This window comes from Streptomyces sp. YIM 121038 (assembly GCF_006088715.1).
Classification (GTDB): Bacteria; Actinomycetota; Actinomycetes; order Streptomycetales; family Streptomycetaceae; genus Streptomyces.
Genome location: NZ_CP030771.1, coordinates 7,381,210 through 7,400,358, shown reverse-complemented (window position 1 = coordinate 7,400,358; position 19,149 = coordinate 7,381,210). Strand labels below are relative to the sequence as shown.

Genomic DNA, 19,149 nt, shown 5'->3' with positions numbered 1-19,149 from the left:
CCCTCTGGGGAGAATCTGGGGAGAATGAGCGGCGCCGGGGAGCGGGGCACCGTCCGCATCACCAGCCATTCCACAAGCCTCGGCCAGCCAACTTCCGCCGACATCCCCGCGTACGCCGTCACGGTGAGTGTTGACTGAACGGTCCGCAGGACCGCGTACACAGGGAGGACCGGTTGGAACCGAGGAGTGCCGCGGCGGCAGGGAAGGACTTCCCTTACACCGCACGTACGACGTGCTACATCGAGATCCACGAAGACGGCACCGTGACGCACGGGGGCGGCCACGCCGCGTACGAGCGGACCGTGGCCGGCAAGTCCCGCCTGTTCGCGGTCTGGCCCGGCGAGTGGTCGAGCCACTTGTTCGTGATCGACGACCTGGACGAGTACGCGAAGGCGCACGGCATCAAACACGACGAGGAGCGAACCGGCCTCAAGGAGCACGTCCACGACGTGCGATGGGAGCCAGCATCCCACGCGAACGACAGCCCTCGAAGCCCCTACATCAGCGTCGACGTCATGCTGGACTGCGGCTGCGAGATTCACGACCGGCACACCTTCGCCGCTCAGATGAAGCAACAGCAGGGGTGGGACGTGGCCACGAGCGGCGGCTGGGGCAGCAGCGGCGCACCTGGGGGAAGGAAGACGTACACCCTGCGTGTTCGCCGCAAGAGCCTCACGAGCTGACTCTGGCGGCTCGTCACGGAGTCCACACAGCGAAACGGGTGGCACAGCATGTGCTGTACCACCCGTCTTCTGTTTCCTCAGGCGCTGGCGAGGTTGTCCGGGACGTACTCGGGAACCACACCGAGCAGAGCGTCGACGGCCGCACGCCCCTTGCCGCCCGCCTCCGGCATGAAGTGCGCGTAGTGGTCGAGCGTGATCGTCGGGCTGGAGTGTCCGAGCCAGCGGGCCAAGGTGACGACGGATTCGCCCGCTTCGAGGATGACCGAGGCGAAGGTGTGCCGGAGCACGTGGAAGCCGTCCTTGCGGGATGCCTTCCAGCGCTGCCCCTTCTCCCGCATCGGGATGACCCCGGCCGCGGCGAGGGCGGGCTTCCAGACCTCGTCGTTGAAGATGTTGGCCCGCAGCGCGTTGCCGTACGTCGTCGTCAGGGCGAGCGGGAACGTCCGCTTCTCCCGCTCCGGCTCCGGCCCGCCCCACGGCAGTTCGACCTCGACGGCCGGGTACTGCAGGAAGTGCGCTGCCAACTCGGCCGCGACCGACCCAGGCATGTCGACGATGCGCGTCTTCCCACCCTTGGGCAGGGCGAAGTACAAGCGGCCGTTGAGTAGTTGGACCTGCCTGCGCACGCGGATAACGCCTCGCTGGAAGTCGACGTCCTCAGGCGAGAGGCCGAAGACCTCTCCCTGCCGCAGCCCGCACCCGAGGGCAACTACGACCGCGATGCGGTAACGCGCTTTGATCGCGTCCCGCATGCGCTGCGCGGTCTCCAGCGGCCATGCCTCCCGCTGGTCCTCCGGCACCTTGGGCCAGCGCACCGACTTGGCGCGCATCGGGTTGCGTACGAGGCGCTTGTCGTCGATGGCCGCCTCGAAGATGTTCGAGAGGGTGGTCAGGATCTGGCGGGCGTAGCGCGGCGCGCATTCGGCTTCGAGCGTGGCGATGTAGCCGCGCAGGACGGTCGCAGAGATGTCCCTCAGGCCCACCGTGCCGAGGTGCGGAAGGATGTGGAGGCGGACGCGCTCGTCGACGCGTTTGATCGTGCCCGGGGCGCCGCGCACACCCTCCTTCCAGAAGCGGGTGACGTAGTCGGCCAGCGTGATGGAGCCATCGCGCGGGTCGACGAACTCGCCGCGCTCGCTGTCGGTTCCGGCTCTGCGCAGCCACGCCTTGGCGTCCTCCAGCGTGTCGAACGACATGTTCCGTACGCCGGGGATCCCAGCGACGCGGTACCGGGTGCCCTTCCCGTAGCGGGCGGTGCGCTCCCGCTTGCCGCTGGTGGGGTCCTTCTTCTTGTTGATCCAGCGGTCTTCTATGTAGCCAGCCAAGTACGTCCTCGGGGTTGGGGGTGAGGGTGGCGCTACCGCTGGTGCGTCAGGCCGTAGCCGAGTGGTCGACCCGACGCTGCGGGGCAGCGCTCACGGGGTCGAGGGCTGGGTTGGAGCGCGAGTCGGCCAGCTCCTGCTCGCGTATCCAGGCGTCGAGCGCGTCGAGCCGGTACGTCACCCGCCCACGGGCCCCCAACCGGAAGCTCGGCGGCCCCTGCCGCCGGTGCCGCCAGACGTAGAGCGTGCGCGGCGAGAGACCGAGATAGGCCGCCGCTTCCTGCACGCCAAGGAATGCCCGTCCTACGGCGGAGGCATTCGGAAGTGCGGAGGGACGGCGCTGGGAAAACGGGGCGACTTCAGACAAGAAGGGGTCCTTCGACTGAGGTTTGGATTCACGAACAGCCCGTCACGACGATTTACTCCATGCCGTGGCGGCAATTCCTCGGCGAGAGCCCTTTCCACTGACCGTAGGCACTACTGCGCAAGGCTTCGCCGACGGATGGAGACGGGACCGCCTCGGGAGACTCAATGGTCCGGAGGATCCCCGGTTTCGCTAACCGGGGATCGTCGGCTATGTTGCGCCCTCGCCGAACGGGTCGAGCGGCTAGGCGTGCCAGCCGAGCAAGGCGTGCGGGGCGACATCAAGGGCCACGGCGATGGCGACGAGATCGTCGATGTCACAGCGCCGGACCCTGCGTTCGATGCGGGAGACAGCGGTGAAGGTCATGGGGCGCCCGAGCGCGGTGACGCGGTTGGCGAGCTTGCGCTGGGAATAGCCGCGGGCGGTGCGAGTGGACTCGATGGCACGGGCGACGGCCCGTCCTGCGGGACCGATTTGGAGAGGACGTGGAGGCATGGTCGTGTTGTAGCTTCCGCACGCCGCCTCAGGGAAGCGCTATTCGTCTGCTGTGAGCGATGCGCTGGCCGACACTGATTTCGACAACCGGGGATCTGGGCCTACTGTATTCGTGGCCCGCCTGGAAGTTGTACTGCGCTCTAGAGTTAACTCTGGACTTTTGGGCTGTAGGTGTGGCTGTGTTGTCCAAGCACCAGCGCACCATCCCCTGCCCGAATCCCCCGCCCCCGATTCGCAAAAGGTGGTCGATCTACATCGCCCGTATCCGCACCATCAAGCCTGAGGCGTTCGCGTCCGAATCCCTGGCGGCCGTCTCCCTCTCCGCCGAGCGGACCTTCTTCGGCCTGCTCACCCAGGCCGACGACCACGGCCGGTACCGCGACCAGGCAGCCGTCATCGCCGGCCTGCTGTGGTCGCTGCGCCCCGAGCACGGGCCGATGGGTGTCGAGGACGACCTCAACCAGCTCCACACCGCCGGTCTGATCTGCCGCTACGAGGGCGCAGATGGGAAGCGGTACTTGCACATCGTCACCTTCGCGCGGCACCAGAAGGTCAACCGGCCCAGCGGGGTCCGGCATCCCGACTGCCCGCACCACGACCTCGGCCTGGCACCTGAGCGCTCACCGCGCTCGCACGGAACGCTCACGGAGCCCTCCGCACAGGCTCACGACGTGGACACGAAGGACTCACTGAGCCACAAAGCCCCAGGTCAGAGCGATTTTAGTGAGCCTTCGCCACAAGGACGTGAGCATGCAGTGAGCCCTCACGGTCCGGATCTAGGACCTAGGAACAGGGATCTAGGATCTACTCCGTTGGGGGGCGCGAGCGCCGCCGCGCCCGAGACCGTCTCGGCCCATCAGCTCATCGGCGACTACGCCGTCGCCTGCGCTCACCGCCCGCCCCAGGACGTCCTGGGGCACCTCGGCAGGGAGGTGCGCAAGCTGCTCGACGAAGGCATCGCGGCCGCTCACATACGCGCCGGACTGGAGCGGCACCGTGCCAAGGGTCTGCACCCCAGCACCCTGCCCAGCCTCGTGCACGAGGCCATGAACGCCGCACCACAGGCTGCCGCAGGCCCGCACCGGGCCTGGACCAACCCCGCGCCCGCCGACGCCGAAGCGGCCTACGGAGGCCAGCTGTGACCACGGCCACCGCCCGCCAACCCCGCCGTGTCAGCACGGTGATGGCCCGCCTCGACGGCATCCTCGCCGACCGGGGCATCGACCGCGCGTCCCTGCCCGCCGAGCCGCCCGCGCAGCCCGTGACCACACTGCAACTGGCCGACGCCCGCATCCCGCCCCGCTACCGCGACGCCCTCGCCACCCACCCCCAGGTCACCGCCTGGGTGGACGAGATCGTCCGGGCCGGGCGACCGGGTCCGGGCGGCTCGCGCGGCATCGCCTGCGGTCCGTCGCTGCTGATCGTCGGCACCACCGGCACCGGCAAGACCCATCAGGCGTACGGAGCCGTCCGCTCGCTGCTCAGGGCCGGGGTACGACTGCGCTGGGAGGCGGCGAACACCCCTGACCTGCATGCCCGCCTGCGCCCGCGCTCCGGCCACGACCCCGAGCGCGAACTCCACGTCCTCAGCCGCAGCCCGCTGCTGATCGTGGACGACCTCGGCGCGGCCAAGCAGTCGGAGTGGACGGAGGAGCTGACGTACCGGCTCATCGACCGCCGCTACACCGAGATGCTCCCCACCCTCATCACCACCAACCTGCCCATCGGCGCCCTGCGCGACGCCATAGGCGACCGTGTGGCCTCGCGCCTGGCGGAGATGACACTCCGCGTCGTCCTCACCGGTCCCGACCGGCGGCGACAGCCTGCCACCACGGCCTGACCCGCGGGCCCACCAACTATCCCTCTACCCCTGCCACAAGGGACCCACGGAGCCGCCTGCATGCCCCAACCCGACCTGCCCGCCCACACCGACGCTCCCTCCCACTCCGTCACCGGGTGGGACCGCGCCGCAATCGTCGCCCTTGGCAGTGCAGGCTGCGCACTCTCGTACGATGCCCTGCAACAGATGGCCACCGCCATCCACGTGCGCGGACTGCTGACGTACCTCTTCCCGCTCGTCATCGACGGCTTCATCGCCTACGGCGTCCGAGCTCTGATCATCCTGCGCGGCGCCCCCTTCCGCGCCCGCGCCTACGTCTGGACGCTCTTCGGCACCGCCACCGCGGCCAGCATCTGGGCCAACGCCCTGCACGCCGTACGCCTCAACCAGCAGGCCCGGACAGGTGACTTGAGGCTCGGCGACACGACGGTCGGCATCCTGTCCACCCTCGCGCCACTCGCCCTCGCAGGCGCAGTCCACCTGTACATCCTCATCGCCCGCCAGACCGCACGGACCACCCCCACCACAGCCACATCCGTGCACCCCACCCCCGGCTCGCCCGGAACTGACCTGGTCCAGGACCAGCCCGGACCACCCTCGGCCACGGACGCTACTCAAGCGCATCGCTCCGGCCGTCCGCCGGGCGCCGAGATGGACGAGCTGCTCGCCATCGCCCGCGCAGCCGTCGAGGCTCACGGAAGGGTCAGCCGAGCCGTCGCACGCGACGCGATCCGCGAAGCCGGGCTGCCCATCTCCGAGGACCGTCTCACCGAGCTCATGCAGCGCCTGCGCGCGGACCAAGGCTCCCTGACGGGCTTCTCCGTGGGGTGACCGGATATCCGGTCACCCCACGCAATCCGGCGCGGACCGCGTACGGACCATCCACCACACCCGGTCCGCACACGGTGCACCCCTCACGCCGACAGCCGCCCCACAGGCCAACCGGCCCATCCCTCGCCCATGACACACCCTGAAACGGAGCCGCTTCGCATGACCGACTCTCCCTCTGACCGTCCCAAAGCCGCACCACTGGTCCCACCAGACTCAGGCGCAGCAAGTTGGAGGTTCGGACACTCCCCCACAGGGGGAGCGTCCGAACCTGGCCCCGCCCCGGGGGTGGCGGGGCCCGCCCGACGCCAAGGGGCGCCGAACGGAGAGGCTGCGACCGAGGGCGGATCGCAGCCAGGAAAGACCGGCCGCAAGCGCCGGACGAAGATCAAGGGGAAGGCCCGTCCGCGCGACAAGAAGCAGCGTCCCGCCCAGAGCGTCCGCCTCAGCGATCAAGAACACGCCCTCATCCAGGTCGGCGCCGACGCCGTCGGCATGAGCATGGCGGGCTTCCTCGCCCACTCCGCGCTGGCCGCCGCCCGCGACCAGTCCCGCACCGCCGCCGCCATCGCCACCGAACGCGATGTGCTCACCGAGCTGTTCGCCATGCGCCGCCAGCTCGGCTGGGCCGGCAGCAACCTCAACCAGGTCGCCAGAGCCCTCAACTCCGGCGGTGACGCACCGCACCTCAAAGAGGTGCTCGCCGACATCCGGCGCGCGGCCAACGCCGTAGGCAAGGCCGCAGACCGCGTCACCCACCAGCAGGAGCAGGAGCAGGAAGGTGAGGCTGCTTGATCCCCAGCATTCACCGCCAGGGCAGCAGCACCCTATGCCTGCTCCGCTACCTCTACGGCAAGGGCACACGCGAGGAGCACGTCGATCCGCACCTGGTCGCCTCCTTCGACCACATGGCCCCCGACCCCGGCCGCGACCGGAAGGCCACGAGGAAGGACCTGGCGCGCCTCCTCGACCAGCCCCTCCACCTACTCGACACCGACCAGCGACCCGCCCAGCACGTGTGGCACTGCTCTGTGCGCGCCGCGCCCGACGACCCGATCATGACCGACGAGCAGTGGGCCGACATCGCCCGACGCATCGTCGCGGCCACCGGCATCGACCCAGGCGACGGCGCGGGCTGCCGCTGGGCGGCCGTACGCCACGCCGACGACCACATCCACATCATCGCCACCCTCGTACGCGAGGACAGCCGCCGCCCCGACCACCACCGTTCCGGCAAGCGCGCCCAGGCTGAAGCCCGCCTCATCGAAGCCGACTTGGGTCTCCGTCGCGTCACCCCCGGCGACGGCACCGCCGCCAAGCAACCCACCAGGGCCGAGCGCCACAAGGCCGAGCGCCACGGCCACGACAGACCCGCGCGCGAGGAACTGCGTGAGACCGTCCGTCGGGCAGTCGCCGGTGCCGCCTCCACCGAGGAGTTCCTCGGCCGTCTGAAGGACGCCGGGCTCCTCGTCCGCACTAAGGTGCTGTCCTCCGGTGACCTGCGGGGTTACAAAGTCGCTCTGCCCGACGACCGCAACGAGAGCAAAGAGCCGATCTTCTACGCCGGGTCCACCCTCGCCCCGGACCTCTCCCTGCCCCGCATCCAGGAACGCTTCACCACCAACCCCACCCCAGCGCAGACCGCCGACAGCGAACGGCCGGGGAGCCCAGCCGCCTCCCCGTCAGCACCCGCCGCGGCACGGCGCACCACCGCCCAGGCCGCCTGGCAGGCACTGCTCGTCCTCGACCACAGCGGCGATGACGGTGCGGCGGCCGCGCAGATCGCCGTGACCGGCGAGGTCCTTGACGCCCTCGCCAAGACCTCAGCTCTTCACACCCGAGGTGAACTGCGCAAAGCAGCCTGGGAGTTCGAGCGGGCCTCCCGTTCCCACACCCGAGCCGAGTTCCGTCACGCACAGGACCTGCGCCGTGCCGCACGCGACCTGATCCGAGGCGGGCCGGCACTGGGCCGGGGCGAGGAAGGGGCCAGCACTGCCATGGCCATCGACATGCTGTTCTTCCTCGTCATCGCTGCCGTGCACTGGCATGCCCGGCGACAGCACGCCCAGCAGGCCGAGGCCGCCCGCCAAGCCGCCGAGCACCTGCTCGCCGCCTACCAGCAAGCGGCCGCCGAATCTCTCAGCGTGCTGCGGGAGCGGGGTCGCCGTATCGCCCCATCCCTACGCCACCACCACACCGCCACCGTGCGCGCCGCCCTGCCCGAGCTCGCCGAGGCCATCCTGGCCGAGCCCGGCTGGATCGCCCTGGCCGCCACCCTCACCGACGCCGAACAGGCTGGTCACGATCCCCGGGCCCTGCTCGTCGAGGCCGCCGCCCACCGGGAACTGGACACCGCCGAATCCATCAGCGACGTCCTCGTCTGGCGCCTGCGCCGTACCGCGGGCCTGCCCGGATACGCCCCGCACAGCCCCCAGCAAGCGGGCCGACGCACCCCCTCCCCCACGCCTGCCACACAGCCGGTGGCCCCTCCGACGAACGCCTCCGCTCGTCGGCGATGACCACACAAGCCGCCGGAACATAGCCGACGATCCCCGGTTAGCGAAACCGGGGATCGTCCGGACCATGAGCGACATCAGCATCCATCCCCCGTTGAGGAGACCCCCATTCACGCCTCCACGCCCCGTCCCCACGTCATGGCCCTGCTGTTCGACACAGATTTCAACCGCCCTGCGGATTCCCTCGTCTTCCGCCACCTCGACGGACGCCTCTTCACTGAGGAGGAACAGGCGATCATCCGTTGCGCCACTACGGACGAACTCCAGGCCGCAGGCATCCGCGTCTACAACCCCAGGGCCAAAGCCGAGGCCGCAGCAGCCGCACTGGAGCTGGCCGACCTCCTGTTCAAGTACGTCATTCCGCACCATGAAGTCCTCGTCCCCTTCATGACCCACGAGGACATGCTCAAGTACGACCGGCTGGCCACCTTCGTCGCTGCGGGCGCCGACCACATCCCGCCGCACGAGGACTGAGCACACGCAAGCCCCAGCACGAACCGGCGGCCGGTGGCCAGGAGCCCTCTCCGCCACCGGCCGCGTCCGCCACGGCCCCGGCCCCGGGCAGCCCGGAGCTCACACAGCAGTCGCCAGTACACCGGTGTTGCTCACATCCGCGCGATGCCGGGAGGGCAGGGTCTTCAAACCATTCTGCTCGCCCCGCACGCGGTAACGTCCCTCACAGGGCCAACGGAGAGGGAGCACGCAGCATGCCGCATGCCAAGGCCGCCGCCGATCGCAACGCCCCGCGCGGGCTCATCCTGGACTTCGCCGGGGTACTGACCGCCGACCCGCGCCCCGTGCACCGCGCGTGGTGCGAAGCGGAAGGGCTCCACCCCGACGCATGGCGTACCGCTCTCGGTGACAACCCTGAAGGCCGACGGCTGTACACGGCGTTGGAGTTCGGACAGATCGGCCAGACCGAGTGGAATGAGGGCACAGCGAGCCTGCTCGGTGCGCATGTCGAACCGTCGAACCTGATGGGGCGCGCCTGGGCCGGAGTGCCCGCAGCACGGCACATGGCCGCCCTCGCGCGGGCCGCGAAGGAAGCGGGGTACCGGCTCGCGCTGTTGTCGAACAGCTTCGGTCTGGACCCCTTCAACCCGTACGAACACGTCGGCATCTGGAGCCTGTTCGACGTACACGTCATTTCCGAGGCTGTCGGAACCGCGAAGCCGGACCCGGCGATCTACCAGCTGACACTGGAGCGTCTCGGCCTGCCCGGCTCGGCCTGCGTGTTCGTCGACGACCATCCGGTGAACCTCCCGCCCGCCGCGGACCTGGGCATCACCACCGTTCTCGCGACGCACGAGGCGGACACCGTCGCCGAGCTGCAGGCCCTCCTCGGGGTGAGCGTCGACCTAGCCGCGTAGAAGCTGGATTCAATCGACGCATCAGCCTGGGGCTACGAGCAACGGTCGGCGTCCACATTCACCTCGCTGCTGAGCCAAAGGACCTGCGGAAGAATCAACTTGCCGATCGGGTACGGCGCCCGCGCGCGCCACTCATATTCATGCGCCAGGTCAACATGGGCTTGCTAACTCCGTACTGGAGCATCGCTTCCTCTGGGCTGGTGCCGCGCCTGACGATGGACCACGCCGCCTCGTTGGTGATGAGGAGGCTACCGGCCAGCCAGTCAGCCTCCTCTTCGATCTCCCCGTCCCAGTGCCTACAACCGCCGAGGTCGAGTGCAGGACCAGGCGGGTGCATCAAGAGCGCGTGCGCGACTTCATGAGCGGCTGAGCTGTTTTGCCGCCCCGGATCGTGCGAGTCGTTCACCCAAATCCCCCGCCGCGTCCCTGCGTATACGGTCACGGCACTCACGGCCTCCCGCGCATCGGTGAGGAGTGGCCCGATCCGTACGTCATGGGCTACCACAGAGCTGAACGTCTCGACCGGGATCTCCAAGTGTTCAGCGAGCCGGGCGGGTGCGAGAGGCGACGCGGGATGAAGCCGTAGCTCCTTCCGCATCTGCACCGCGAGACGATTCGCTTCAGCCTTGAAGCCATGACGCAACGACATAGGGAGCTCCCCTACTCCGGCTGATCGTTCACCAACTGCTTGTAGGCGACGGCGATCAGAGCTTCGAGGGCTTCCGCGGCCTCCGGCGTGAGGTTGCGATCACCCCTTAGATGCGTAGCCACCTTGGTCAGCGTGTCTTGGCTGCGAGGCTCGTCGGTTCGGCGAACGAAATCATCCGCGCTGAGATTGGCCCATGTGACTAGAGCCGCTAGCCCATCCACGTCGGGCCGACGTCCCTGGGCCAGCCTCGTCAACGTCGAAGCACTTACACCTGCCTGCTGAGCTACGTCCTTCCAGAGAAGGCCGCGCTCCTGACGCGTGCGATCCAGGGCTGCGTGAAACGCGACCGCATCAAACCGTCCTGCTGCAATTCGCTCGCTCACGATCTCCTCCTCTCTCGGATACATGGTTGCACATCAGGCATCACTTGCGAAAGTCGAAGCATGCCCTCTACCCTTCAGATTGCGAGATCGGTACTGATTTCCATCTCGCAATCACGGAGGTCGTGATCTTAGAAGGTGATGGCCACATGGCTACGAACACCGGCAAGGGCTTCCGTCGCGGTGGTGTCTCCCGACGGAGCCAGATCCTCAATCCCCGGACTGGCGTCTGGACGAAGCGAGGCGAGAACGGCCGCTTCATGGGCGGGAAGACAGGCGGCACGCCGTTCAAGGGTGTCCGTCGGGAGAAGTAAAAGGTCACGTGCTGGCGGGCGGCCGATGTGTCGTCTCCTACCAGCCACCAAGGAGGTACCGATGGTTCCAAACAAGTCCCTTGCGCAGCTCCTCGACGAAGGACGCCGCAAGATCCAGGTGACCGACGAGGAACTCGCCGAGGCCAAGCGCCGCCGCAAACTCCTCGCCGCGTCCGTACGCCGAGCCTTTGCAGGCTCCACCGCCTACTTCAACGGCAGCGTTGCGCACGGCGACGCCAACACCCCACTGACCGACGTCGACCTCGGCGTCGTCCTCACGGAGAAGGACGCCGAGCCCTACGGCCCCGGCAAGAAGAGCGCCCAGTCCCTGATGGAGATCGTCCGCGACGCGATCCACGAGGACCTCGACAACGAGTTCCCCAATCTCACCGTCGAAGTCGAAGGACGCCGCCGCGCCGTCCTCGTACGCTTCGGCGCCCCGGTCACCCCAGGCCAGGTCGACTTCACGGCGGACGTCATGACCGCGATCCCTCACCCTTCAGGGCGGGGCCTGTACATCCCGAACACGAAGACCGCAGACCAGTGGGACCGCGCCGATCCGATCGCCCACACTCGAATGGTGCTGCAGGCCATCGAGGACACGAAGGTCGTCTTCGCCCGCACGGTCCGGCTCCTGAAGCACTGGAACAGCACCCATAGCAAGCCCATGTGCTCCTGGAACGTCAAGGCCCTGTGCCTCGACTGCCTCAACGAGCCCATGCCGCTCATCAACGCCCTGCAGGTCTTCTTCACCTACGCGGCGGACGAGATCGGCAAGGGCCCGACGCCCGACCCAGCCGGAGTAGCCGGCCCGATCCCACTCAACATGCCGCGCGCCGACGTGCACAAGAGGCTCTGCACCGCCCAGAAGTACATCAACCTCGCGATCGAGCATGAAAAGGAAGAGCGACCGGCCTTGGCCCAGCACGCACTACACCAGGTCCTGCCCGAACTTGTGGCGAAGCCCGACGCCACGGAAGAAGAAGCCGACCGCCTCACGCGAGCGGTCCGGTCGGGCAGCCTGGCCACCTCCGGTCTCGGGCTCGCCACGGGACTCGTCACGCCGACTCGGACCCGGGCGTGGGGAGACTGACACCATGCCCGTCTGGTATGGGGCTCAGCCTGTCTGGTGGGCCCCACTCGAACGTGACGCACACCGACACTTCGGTGATGCTCTCCGCCACACGTACCGCAGTGACTCACTAACGTACGAACTCGCAGGACTTGATGTCATAGGCGAGCCCGACCCGATCGACGTCCGGATCCGCTTCCATGCGGTTCCGCCCTATCCGACCTACGGCCAGCCAGCCCAGGACTTCCCTCGCGTCCATGCCAAGCCCGGGGCCGCGTCGAAGCACCGGTATTCGCGTGACGATGCCCTCTGCCTCTGGTACCCGCTCGATCCGGACGAACGTCGCTGGACGAGTTCGAAAGGGCTGCTGGACCTCATCGAGATAGTGCGCACACACTTGTTCCTCGAACACTACTGGCGGCTCACCGGCGGAGAACACGGTGGCCAGTGGTTGGTGGAGGACGCCCCTCACGACACGCAGGGGAGCGACGTGTGCAGGTCATCGCGGCGGCACGGGCGACGGAGAGCGGCTGGACCTGGGCCCAGACAGCCGCAGTGATCGTCCCGTGCATCGCTCTCTTCGGCGCCTACCTCACGTACACCTTCAATCAGCGGACCGTACGGAAGGAACGCCGGGCCAAGACGTTCGCCGAGGCGCTGACCACGGTCGAGGAGTACCTGGAGATGCCGTACCGCATACGGCGCCGCCCCGAGTCCTCCTCCTCCGTACGGCAACAGCTCACCGACGAGGTAAGCGGCCTACTCGCCCGGATGGCCTTCCACCAAGCGTGGCTCCAGATCGAGGCCTCGGCTGTGGCAGGGCCATACTCAGTCCTCGTTGCCACGGCCCGAGCTGAGGCTGGTGCTCAGATGAGTCTCGCCTGGCAGCAACCCCCGATCGCCACCGACAGCGGGATGAATCTCGGGGTGCCATATCCGCGGGACCAATCAATCGCTGCCCGGGCCAAATGCATTGGAGTGATGCGCCGTCACCTCTGAGAAGGGCCGTGATTCAGTTCCGGTGACCGTTGCCACATCCCTGAGCCTTCAGGTCGTCATGGCACGAGGGTGCAGGGTGTCCTCCGACCAACATGCCGGCCACGGCTCAGCGAGGATCGGCACCAGGCGGGCCTTCTGTAGGTACCAGCCAGAGATAGATGGGGTGAACAGGCAGGTAGTGAAACCATTCCAACACCAGTGGGCTGCATGGTCCGAGGTGGCGCCTCCGCACGAGAACACGTGATCCGCGATCGGAGAGTTCGACGCACATCCGGGGGTTCTCTCGTACGCGGTCGGAGGGGCTGAGGACGTTCAACACCGGGCGGCCCAGCACTCGGCGTTACGCGGCTTCGGCACCATGCTCGGCCATCCAAGCAGCCCATGCAGTGACTTGGGCCAGATGTTCGACCTTCAGCCCGACGTGATGGTCTGGCTGGATGAGCAGAGTCGCCGAGCCGCGGGCGGTGCGTGCTTCGGACCAGGCATGGTCCAGGCCGGTGAAGTCATCGTCGATCCAGACGGCGGGTGCGTCGCCCAGCCAGGTGTCGACGTAGTCACGTTTCCAGAGGTAGCCGTTGGGGTGGCTGGTGGTGATCTGCGGGCGTGGCAGGTCGACGTACGGCAGAGGCGGGAGGCCGAGGAGCGGGCCGATCAAGGCGGTAGCGTCTCGGCGCCAGCTGGTGCACCAGGTCGGGCAGAGTGTTCCGACTCGGAACACGTCCATGAGCAGCGGGCCGTGGTCCGGGTTGAGCCAGATGGCAACGGGGTCGTCGGCGCCCCGGCCGATGGGCACGACGTCGTATCGGACATGAGTGGCCGGGGCGGCCCCGTTGTCGCCGGGGAACGGTATGAGGACGCCGTCGATGTCGAGGAGCAGGTATGGCTGGCGCATCGGTACCTCCAGAAGGCTGGAGCGAGGGTCAGAGCTTGCGGGCAGTGATCAGCAAGGTGGTTGGCCAGCGGCCGTGGCGTGCATCGTGGAACTCCTGGGCCGAGGTGAGCCACAGGCCCGCACGATCGAGGTGTGTCTCCCAGCGGCCGGTGTCGAAATCCCAGCGGACTATGGGCAGTCGGGTGCGGTCGGGGAGGTTGACGAAGTCACGCCGCGGGCGGTCATCAGCACACGGAGGCCTGCCACCGCGTTGCGGGTGAGGCACGGAGAAGGCGAGGGTGCGGCCGGGTTTGAGGTGCTGGGCAATGGCCGGGAGCAGGACCTGCGGGGCGACGAGGCCGATGGCGCCGAAGACGGAGTAGATCGCGTCGAAGCGTTCGTCGGTTGCCTGCAGGTAGTGCAGAGCGTGGCCGACGACGAAGTCCAGGTTGCGCAGCCGTCCGTAGTGCGAACGGGCCCTGCGGACCTGAAGGCCGACCAGGTCGACGCCAGTGACCTGAGCAGCGTGCCGGGTGGCGAGGTGGGCGGCGTTGTGACCGGGGCCGCAGCCGAGTTCCAGCACTCGCCTGCGGTACGGGCCCAGATGGAGGATCTCGGAGCCAGGGCCGCTGCCTCGTCGTGTGGTCCACTCCATCCGCGCAGGCACGTTCAGCGCTACGGCAGGTCCGGCCGCGGTGCGCTGGAGAGCATGGGCGTACCAGGGAGAAGCCTGGGCGAGCATCTACGCCTCCAGGAGATGGAGGGCGTCGGTGAGGTGGCGGCGCACGACCTTGATGTACGCGGCGTCGGTGGCCGGGTCGTTGATCCAGCGGATGGACTGCTCCATGAACCACTCCACCGCCCACATCCGGTGCCAGCCCAGCGCCCATTGCTCCGCAGTGAGCCCTCCACGTTCGGCGAGAGCATCGGGGGTGCCGCCGTCGGCGACGTAGGTCTACAGGAAGACGCGCAGGCGTACGGGGTCGGGATCCTCGAGGGTGCCGTGCCAGCTGGCCAGGTCGAGCAGCCCGGGGCCGGTGAAGGCACGGGCGAAGTCGAGGAGACGCCAGCCGCGTCGGCCGATGTGGAGGCTGGTGGGGTGGAACTCGGAGTGCACCCATCCGAACGGCGCGGTCGTCGCTCCGGCCGAGCGGGCCTCGGCGGCCTGGGAGAGCCGGTCGAGCGATGCCTCGATGCCGTCGGTGTCCTGCCACCGCTCGGCCTTGCCGAGCCGATCGAGGTGGTCCAGTGCCCGGCTGGGCAGGGCTCGCAGGGTCTCTCGGTCAAGGACGGGCAAGGATGCCGCCTTGCGGGTGCGGTGCAGCACCACGGCTGCGGCAGCGCCGTCGAGGTCGTCGGCATCCCGGACAGGGGTGCCGAGGTCTTCCAGCAGCATCCCGAGCCAGCCATCGAGCACTGCGGAGGCGCGGACGTTGGGGACCGGAACGCCGAGGGTGCGGGCCAGGCGTAGGGCCTGGTCCTCACGGTCGAAGGGCCTCTTGGCGTACTTGAAGATGGCGGTGGCGCCGTCGGGGAAGGTCAGGCGTTCGACGCCGGACATGGACCAGACGCGCACCTCTTCACGCGCTACGGCGGACTCACCAGCAGCGGTCAGTACGTTGTCCAAGAGTTCGGCGTTGAGGTTCGCATCCATGAGGGACTCCTGAGATCGATGGCGTCCAGGGCGGACGAGTGTGTCTGCCCGCCCTGGAGCCAGGTGTACGGGCTAGGCGGCGGAGGCAGCCCGGTGGGCGTGGACCTGCTTGATCCAATCGCCCTTGAATTCGGCGAGGCCGTCTCGGAAGTTGGTCATCGAGGCACCGTAGGGCGCGACCACGCCGCCGGACTGGTCCGGCACGGACTGGCAGCCGTGCACGAGCCGGCCGCCGAGGGCAGCGTGGGCCTTGATGGACTCGATCCGACGGTGCTCGTTGAACCAGCCACCGTGGTAGACCTCGTCGAGCAGGCAGCCCGTCTCCTCGTCCAGGTCGAAGACGACGGAGGTGGCGGCTGGGAAGAACCAGCACGGGCCGACGTTGGAGATGTGCCCGTCCAGCTCCACCTTGTTCAGGGCCATCAGCGTGGCCGCCTCGCGCAGCATCCGCAGGTGCTCGGCGGTGATCTGCCGCAGGCCGAGACCGGCGAGATGCTCCTCGCGGAACAGGTACGCGTACACCTCGTACGCGATGGACAGCACCCGGGCCGCGTCCGAGGTGGACTGACCATGCTGCTTGATGAAACCGAGCGCGAGTTGCTCGACCGCGCTCTCGGTGGTCTCGTCCACGTCCAGGAGCTGGGACTTGACCAGCTCCCAGTCGGCGACGAGCCAGGCGTGGGACTCGAAGCGGAAGAAGTACTCGGCCGGGTCGATGGTGATGCGCCGGCCTTCGACCTGGATGCCGGGCAGGCGACTCCAGCGCGTGTCGAACGCTTCGGGCAGCTCGACCGTGATGGCCGCGGTGTCGATGGTGGTCACCGTGTCTCCGTCTCTGAGGGGCAAGGAACGGGCATAGGAATGCCCGAGCTTCCTGCGGGCGTACGGAACTTCGGGGAGCCGCCCGGACCAAGGGGGAGCCTGGATCACGGTCGGAACCTGGGACCGTGCCGGGCGGCTGCGAACAAGTGAACCTCTCGTCACGCACCGTGGGTACGGTGAGGGGCAGGCGAGGCGGTATACGCGGTTTACAGCTCCGGATCGGAGGCGGTCGTGACAGCGCAGCGAGCCCCCAACTCCCGCCTGCGCGAGGCCATCGACGCGGTAGGCTGCACATACGAGGCCCTGGCTAGGGACGTGCGGCGCATCGCCGCCGAGAACGGCGAGATCACCCAGACCAACAAGTCGGCCATCTCCCACTGGGTGAACGGCACCCGCCAGCCCAGCGGCCGGACCAGCCAGTACCTCACCGAAGCGCTGACCCGCCGATCAGGCCGCATCGTCACCCTGGCCGAGATCGGCTTGGGCACATCTGACAGCGACGAGCAGGGCGAAGCGGACCCGGTCCTGACTGTGACCGAGCTGGGGCGCGCCGACGTCGAGCGCCACCGCTTCCTCGCGGTCGCCACCTTCACCACCGCCGGCGTCGCCATGCCGCTCGCCTACGACCACGAGGCCACCGCCCGCATGCTCCGAGCCCGCACCGGCACCACGCTGGTCGGCGCGGAGGACGTGGATGTCGTACGGCAGATCACCGCTGCCTTCAGCGCGGCCGACGAACGCCTCGGCGGCGGCCACGGCCTGACGACCGTCACCGCCTACCTCGCCGACACCGCTGCCCCCATGCTTCGCGGCCGCTTCACCACCGAGCCCTTACGCCGCGCCGCCTTCGGCGCCGTCGCCGAACTCGCCTACCTGGCAGGTTGGAAGCACCACGACCTCGGCCAGGAAGGCGCCGCCCAGCGCTACTACCGGGTCGGCTACCAACTCGCCTGCGAAGCCGACCCGCACGGCCACGCCGCCTGGATGATGCGCACCCTCGCCCACCAGGCCCTCAGCCTCAAACAGCCCCACCACTGCGTCGACCTCGCCGAAGCCGCGCTCGCCAGCGGGCTCGGCCACATCGACGGCCAGACCGAAGCCCTGCTCCACATCACCCACGCCCGCGCCTACGCCGCCACCGACGAGAGGCCCGCCGCCGCACGCGCCCTGCTCGCCGCCGAAGACGCCCTCCTGCGCGAGGACGGCCCCCAGCCCAGCTACTCCCGCGTCAGCGGCCCGGCCGCCGGCACCGTGGCCAGCCACACCGCCCGCACCCTCACCGACCTCGCCGACCACGTCGGCACCGAACAACAGCACCGCGACGCCCTGATCCGCTGGGACCCCGTGAAGTACAAGCGCGTCCACGCCCTCACCTACGCCGATCTGGGTGACAGCCTCGCCGCCCAGGCCCGCGCTGACGAGGCCGTCGCCGCCTGGTCGCAGGCTCTCACTCTCATGGAGGGCATGACCTCCGACCGCACCCGCAAAGCGATCATGTCGCTGCGGTCCACTCTCGCGATCTACCAGCGGCGCAAGGTGCCCGGAGCTGCCGATCTCGCGCGCCGCGCCCGCGAAGCACTCGCCTAAGCTGCCTACCTATTTGGCCGATGAAGGGACGTAACCGTGGCTGAACCGACCACCGACGACCAACCCAAAGCCCTGAAGCCCGCCCTCGAATCCATGACCCTGCTGGTCGCCGCCGTCATCGTCCACGACCAGGCCGCCAACCGCGTCGTACTCCTCCAGCGCAGCGAGAACGCCAAGTTCGCCCAGGGCATGTGGGACCTCCCTGTCGGCAAGAGCGAACCCGGCGAGCCCATCACCGAAACTGCGGTGCGCGAGCTCTACGAGGAGACCGGCCTCACCGTGAAGCCGGAGTCCCTCAAGGTCGCCCACATCATCCACGGCGCCTGGGGCGTCGAAGCTCCCAACGGATTCCTCACCGTCGTCTTCGCCGCCCATGAGTGGACCGGCGAGCCCGAGAACCGTGAGCCCCGCAAGCACGCCCAGGTCCGCTGGATCGACACCGACGCCATCCCCAAGGAGTTCGTGGACACCACAGCCAGCGCTCTCCATTGCTACCTAGCCGGAGGGCCGGAAGTCTCCCTCGACGGCTGGCACCAGAGCCCTGCCCGCGCTGGGATTTCGCTACCGCGTGAACCTACCCGTCCCTGAAATGCGCCGTCGCCGTGCAGACCTCACGTTCGTTCGGTGGCGGACGGCGACATTCGTGCAGGGGTGCTTCTGGCAGGGGTGCTTCTGCACGCGTGCCCTCGCCACCTGCACGCGCCGCCGCACAACGCGGAGTGGTGGCAGCAGAAACTGCAGGGCAACGCCCGGCGGGGCGAAGAGACCAATGCCCACCTCGTCAGCCTGGGCTGGCTGCCTCTGCGCGTCTGGGAACACGCGGCTTTTGACACCGTCGTCGACAGAGTGGTGGCAGCACTTGCCCACCGAGTTCACCCTCGAGCACCGCGGATGAAGTACGTGGGCAAGACGATCGTCGACTCGCCGACCCCCTGATTCCGAAGGCGTGCAGCGTGTCGCCCGCGGACGCCCGCGCGCCCAAGGCACTCCGCCGGTGCACCAGTGAGCCGTTTCAAAGCCTGCGTGGAGCTCAAATGCTGGGCGGACAAGGCGTATCAAGGTGCTGGCGGACCCGTACTGGTGCCGTATCGAGGCCATCGGCTCAAGCGGTGGAGGTGTCGCCACAACACCACCCCACGTCAAGATCCGCTGCGTTAGCGAGCAGGCCATGACCACCCTCAAGAGCTGGCGCCTCCTGCGGACACTCCGCTGCAGTACCAACCGCATCACCAACATCGTGAAGGCAGTCGTCGTCCTTCACCACGCATCAGTCTGAAGTTGGAAAGGACTCATGGGCACCGAGGAGAGCTGGCCGAATACCGGCCTGCGCCCCTCATGCGTACTTGATTGCGCTCCCCCGCCCCGTCCTACCGTCCTGCGGCT

At 68.3% G+C, this 19,149-nt stretch carries 21 protein-coding genes and 2 pseudogenes; 14 read left to right on the top strand and 9 right to left on the bottom strand.

Going from position 1 to position 19,149, the window contains the following annotated elements:
- Nucleotides 1-173: 173 nt before the first annotated feature.
- On the top strand, nt 174-683 hold the full coding sequence (locus tag C9F11_RS31705; RefSeq protein WP_138962467.1) for a hypothetical protein: 510 nt from the start codon (nt 174-176) through the stop codon (nt 681-683).
- 77 nt (nt 684-760) lie between these two features.
- On the opposite strand, the gene C9F11_RS31700 is transcribed toward C9F11_RS31705, so the two are convergent.
- From C9F11_RS31700 to C9F11_RS31690, 3 genes are all read right to left on the bottom strand, one after another.
- A complete protein-coding gene (locus tag C9F11_RS31700) occupies nt 761-2,008 on the bottom strand; it encodes a site-specific integrase (protein WP_138962466.1) in 1,248 nt (415 codons plus the stop codon).
- Between the two features lie 46 nt (nt 2,009-2,054).
- Nucleotides 2,055-2,291 carry a helix-turn-helix domain-containing protein gene (locus C9F11_RS31695; protein WP_138962465.1) on the bottom strand — a complete coding sequence of 79 codons (237 nt, stop codon included), beginning with the start codon at nt 2,289-2,291 and terminating at the stop codon, nt 2,055-2,057.
- A 321-nt stretch (nt 2,292-2,612) separates the two neighbouring features.
- Entirely contained in the window at nt 2,613-2,864 is a 252-nt protein-coding gene (locus C9F11_RS31690; RefSeq protein ID WP_138962464.1) for a helix-turn-helix transcriptional regulator, read from the bottom strand.
- A gap of 254 nt (nt 2,865-3,118) precedes the next feature.
- Between C9F11_RS31690 and C9F11_RS31685 the strand changes: the two genes are divergently transcribed.
- The 7 genes from C9F11_RS31685 (at nt 3,119) to C9F11_RS31655 (ending at nt 9,418) form a co-directional block, all read left to right on the top strand.
- The gene (locus tag C9F11_RS31685; protein ID WP_138967233.1) at nt 3,119-4,006 is read left to right on the top strand and encodes a hypothetical protein; all 888 of its coding nucleotides are present in this window, start codon (nt 3,119-3,121) and stop codon (nt 4,004-4,006) included.
- A gap of 41 nt (nt 4,007-4,047) precedes the next feature.
- Nucleotides 4,048-4,704, top strand: coding sequence for an ATP-binding protein (locus C9F11_RS31680; protein WP_138967230.1), 657 nt, complete (start codon nt 4,048-4,050; stop codon nt 4,702-4,704).
- Between the two features lie 60 nt (nt 4,705-4,764).
- The gene (locus C9F11_RS31675; protein ID WP_138962463.1) at nt 4,765-5,535 is read left to right on the top strand and encodes a DUF2637 domain-containing protein; all 771 of its coding nucleotides are present in this window, start codon (nt 4,765-4,767) and stop codon (nt 5,533-5,535) included.
- 285 nt (nt 5,536-5,820) lie between these two features.
- Nucleotides 5,821-6,327: a plasmid mobilization relaxosome protein MobC gene (gene mobC / locus C9F11_RS31670; protein WP_138962462.1), complete on the top strand. Its 507-nt coding sequence runs from the start codon at nt 5,821-5,823 to the stop codon at nt 6,325-6,327.
- Entirely contained in the window at nt 6,324-8,051 is a 1,728-nt protein-coding gene (locus tag C9F11_RS31665; protein ID WP_138962461.1) for a relaxase/mobilization nuclease domain-containing protein, read from the top strand. Before mobC ends, C9F11_RS31665 begins: the two co-directional genes overlap by 4 nt.
- A gap of 135 nt (nt 8,052-8,186) precedes the next feature.
- The gene (locus tag C9F11_RS31660) at nt 8,187-8,522 is read left to right on the top strand and encodes a hypothetical protein (RefSeq protein WP_138962460.1); all 336 of its coding nucleotides are present in this window, start codon (nt 8,187-8,189) and stop codon (nt 8,520-8,522) included.
- A gap of 233 nt (nt 8,523-8,755) precedes the next feature.
- Nucleotides 8,756-9,418 carry an HAD-IA family hydrolase gene (locus tag C9F11_RS31655; protein ID WP_138962459.1) on the top strand — a complete coding sequence of 221 codons (663 nt, stop codon included), beginning with the start codon at nt 8,756-8,758 and terminating at the stop codon, nt 9,416-9,418.
- A 94-nt stretch (nt 9,419-9,512) separates the two neighbouring features.
- Here the strand turns inward: C9F11_RS31655 and C9F11_RS31650 are convergent, their stop codons facing one another.
- Together C9F11_RS31650 and C9F11_RS31645 are read right to left on the bottom strand one after the other, a co-directional pair.
- Nucleotides 9,513-10,067, bottom strand: coding sequence for an ImmA/IrrE family metallo-endopeptidase (locus C9F11_RS31650; protein WP_138962458.1), 555 nt, complete (start codon nt 10,065-10,067; stop codon nt 9,513-9,515).
- Nucleotides 10,068-10,078: 11 nt separating this feature from the next.
- Nucleotides 10,079-10,450 (bottom strand): helix-turn-helix domain-containing protein, encoded by a 372-nt coding sequence (locus C9F11_RS31645; RefSeq protein WP_249401952.1) that lies wholly within the window; start codon nt 10,448-10,450, stop codon nt 10,079-10,081.
- Nucleotides 10,451-10,822: 372 nt separating this feature from the next.
- On the opposite strand from C9F11_RS31645, the gene C9F11_RS31640 reads away from it, so the two are divergent.
- Nucleotides 10,823-11,854 (top strand): nucleotidyltransferase, encoded by a 1,032-nt coding sequence (locus tag C9F11_RS31640; RefSeq protein ID WP_138962456.1) that lies wholly within the window; start codon nt 10,823-10,825, stop codon nt 11,852-11,854.
- A 471-nt stretch (nt 11,855-12,325) separates the two neighbouring features.
- Entirely contained in the window at nt 12,326-12,832 is a 507-nt protein-coding gene (locus C9F11_RS31630; RefSeq protein ID WP_138962455.1) for a hypothetical protein, read from the top strand.
- 340 nt (nt 12,833-13,172) lie between these two features.
- Here the strand turns inward: C9F11_RS31630 and C9F11_RS31625 are convergent, their stop codons facing one another.
- The 4 genes and pseudogenes from C9F11_RS31625 to C9F11_RS31610 form a co-directional block, all read right to left on the bottom strand.
- On the bottom strand, nt 13,173-13,724 hold the full coding sequence (locus C9F11_RS31625) for a hypothetical protein (protein WP_138962454.1): 552 nt from the start codon (nt 13,722-13,724) through the stop codon (nt 13,173-13,175).
- Between the two features lie 28 nt (nt 13,725-13,752).
- A complete protein-coding gene (locus tag C9F11_RS31620) occupies nt 13,753-14,445 on the bottom strand; it encodes a class I SAM-dependent methyltransferase (RefSeq protein WP_138962453.1) in 693 nt (230 codons plus the stop codon).
- Nucleotides 14,446-15,357, bottom strand: a pseudogene (locus C9F11_RS31615) (aminoglycoside phosphotransferase family protein). It lies immediately after the preceding gene.
- A gap of 72 nt (nt 15,358-15,429) precedes the next feature.
- Nucleotides 15,430-16,179, bottom strand: a complete 750-nt coding sequence (locus C9F11_RS31610; RefSeq protein WP_138962452.1) for a hypothetical protein — start codon at nt 16,177-16,179, stop codon at nt 15,430-15,432.
- Between the two features lie 231 nt (nt 16,180-16,410).
- On the opposite strand from C9F11_RS31610, the gene C9F11_RS31605 reads away from it, so the two are divergent.
- From C9F11_RS31605 to C9F11_RS48885, 4 genes and pseudogenes are all read left to right on the top strand, one after another.
- The gene (locus C9F11_RS31605) at nt 16,411-17,766 is read left to right on the top strand and encodes a tetratricopeptide repeat protein (RefSeq protein ID WP_138962451.1); all 1,356 of its coding nucleotides are present in this window, start codon (nt 16,411-16,413) and stop codon (nt 17,764-17,766) included.
- A gap of 36 nt (nt 17,767-17,802) precedes the next feature.
- Nucleotides 17,803-18,354, top strand: a complete 552-nt coding sequence (locus tag C9F11_RS31600) for an NUDIX domain-containing protein (protein WP_138962450.1) — start codon at nt 17,803-17,805, stop codon at nt 18,352-18,354.
- 36 nt (nt 18,355-18,390) lie between these two features.
- Entirely contained in the window at nt 18,391-18,702 is a 312-nt protein-coding gene (locus tag C9F11_RS31595; protein WP_249401951.1) for a very short patch repair endonuclease, read from the top strand.
- Between the two features lie 90 nt (nt 18,703-18,792).
- Nucleotides 18,793-19,042: pseudogene (locus C9F11_RS48885) on the top strand (transposase family protein); the annotation flags it as partial.
- Nucleotides 19,043-19,149: the final 107 nt, after the last annotated feature.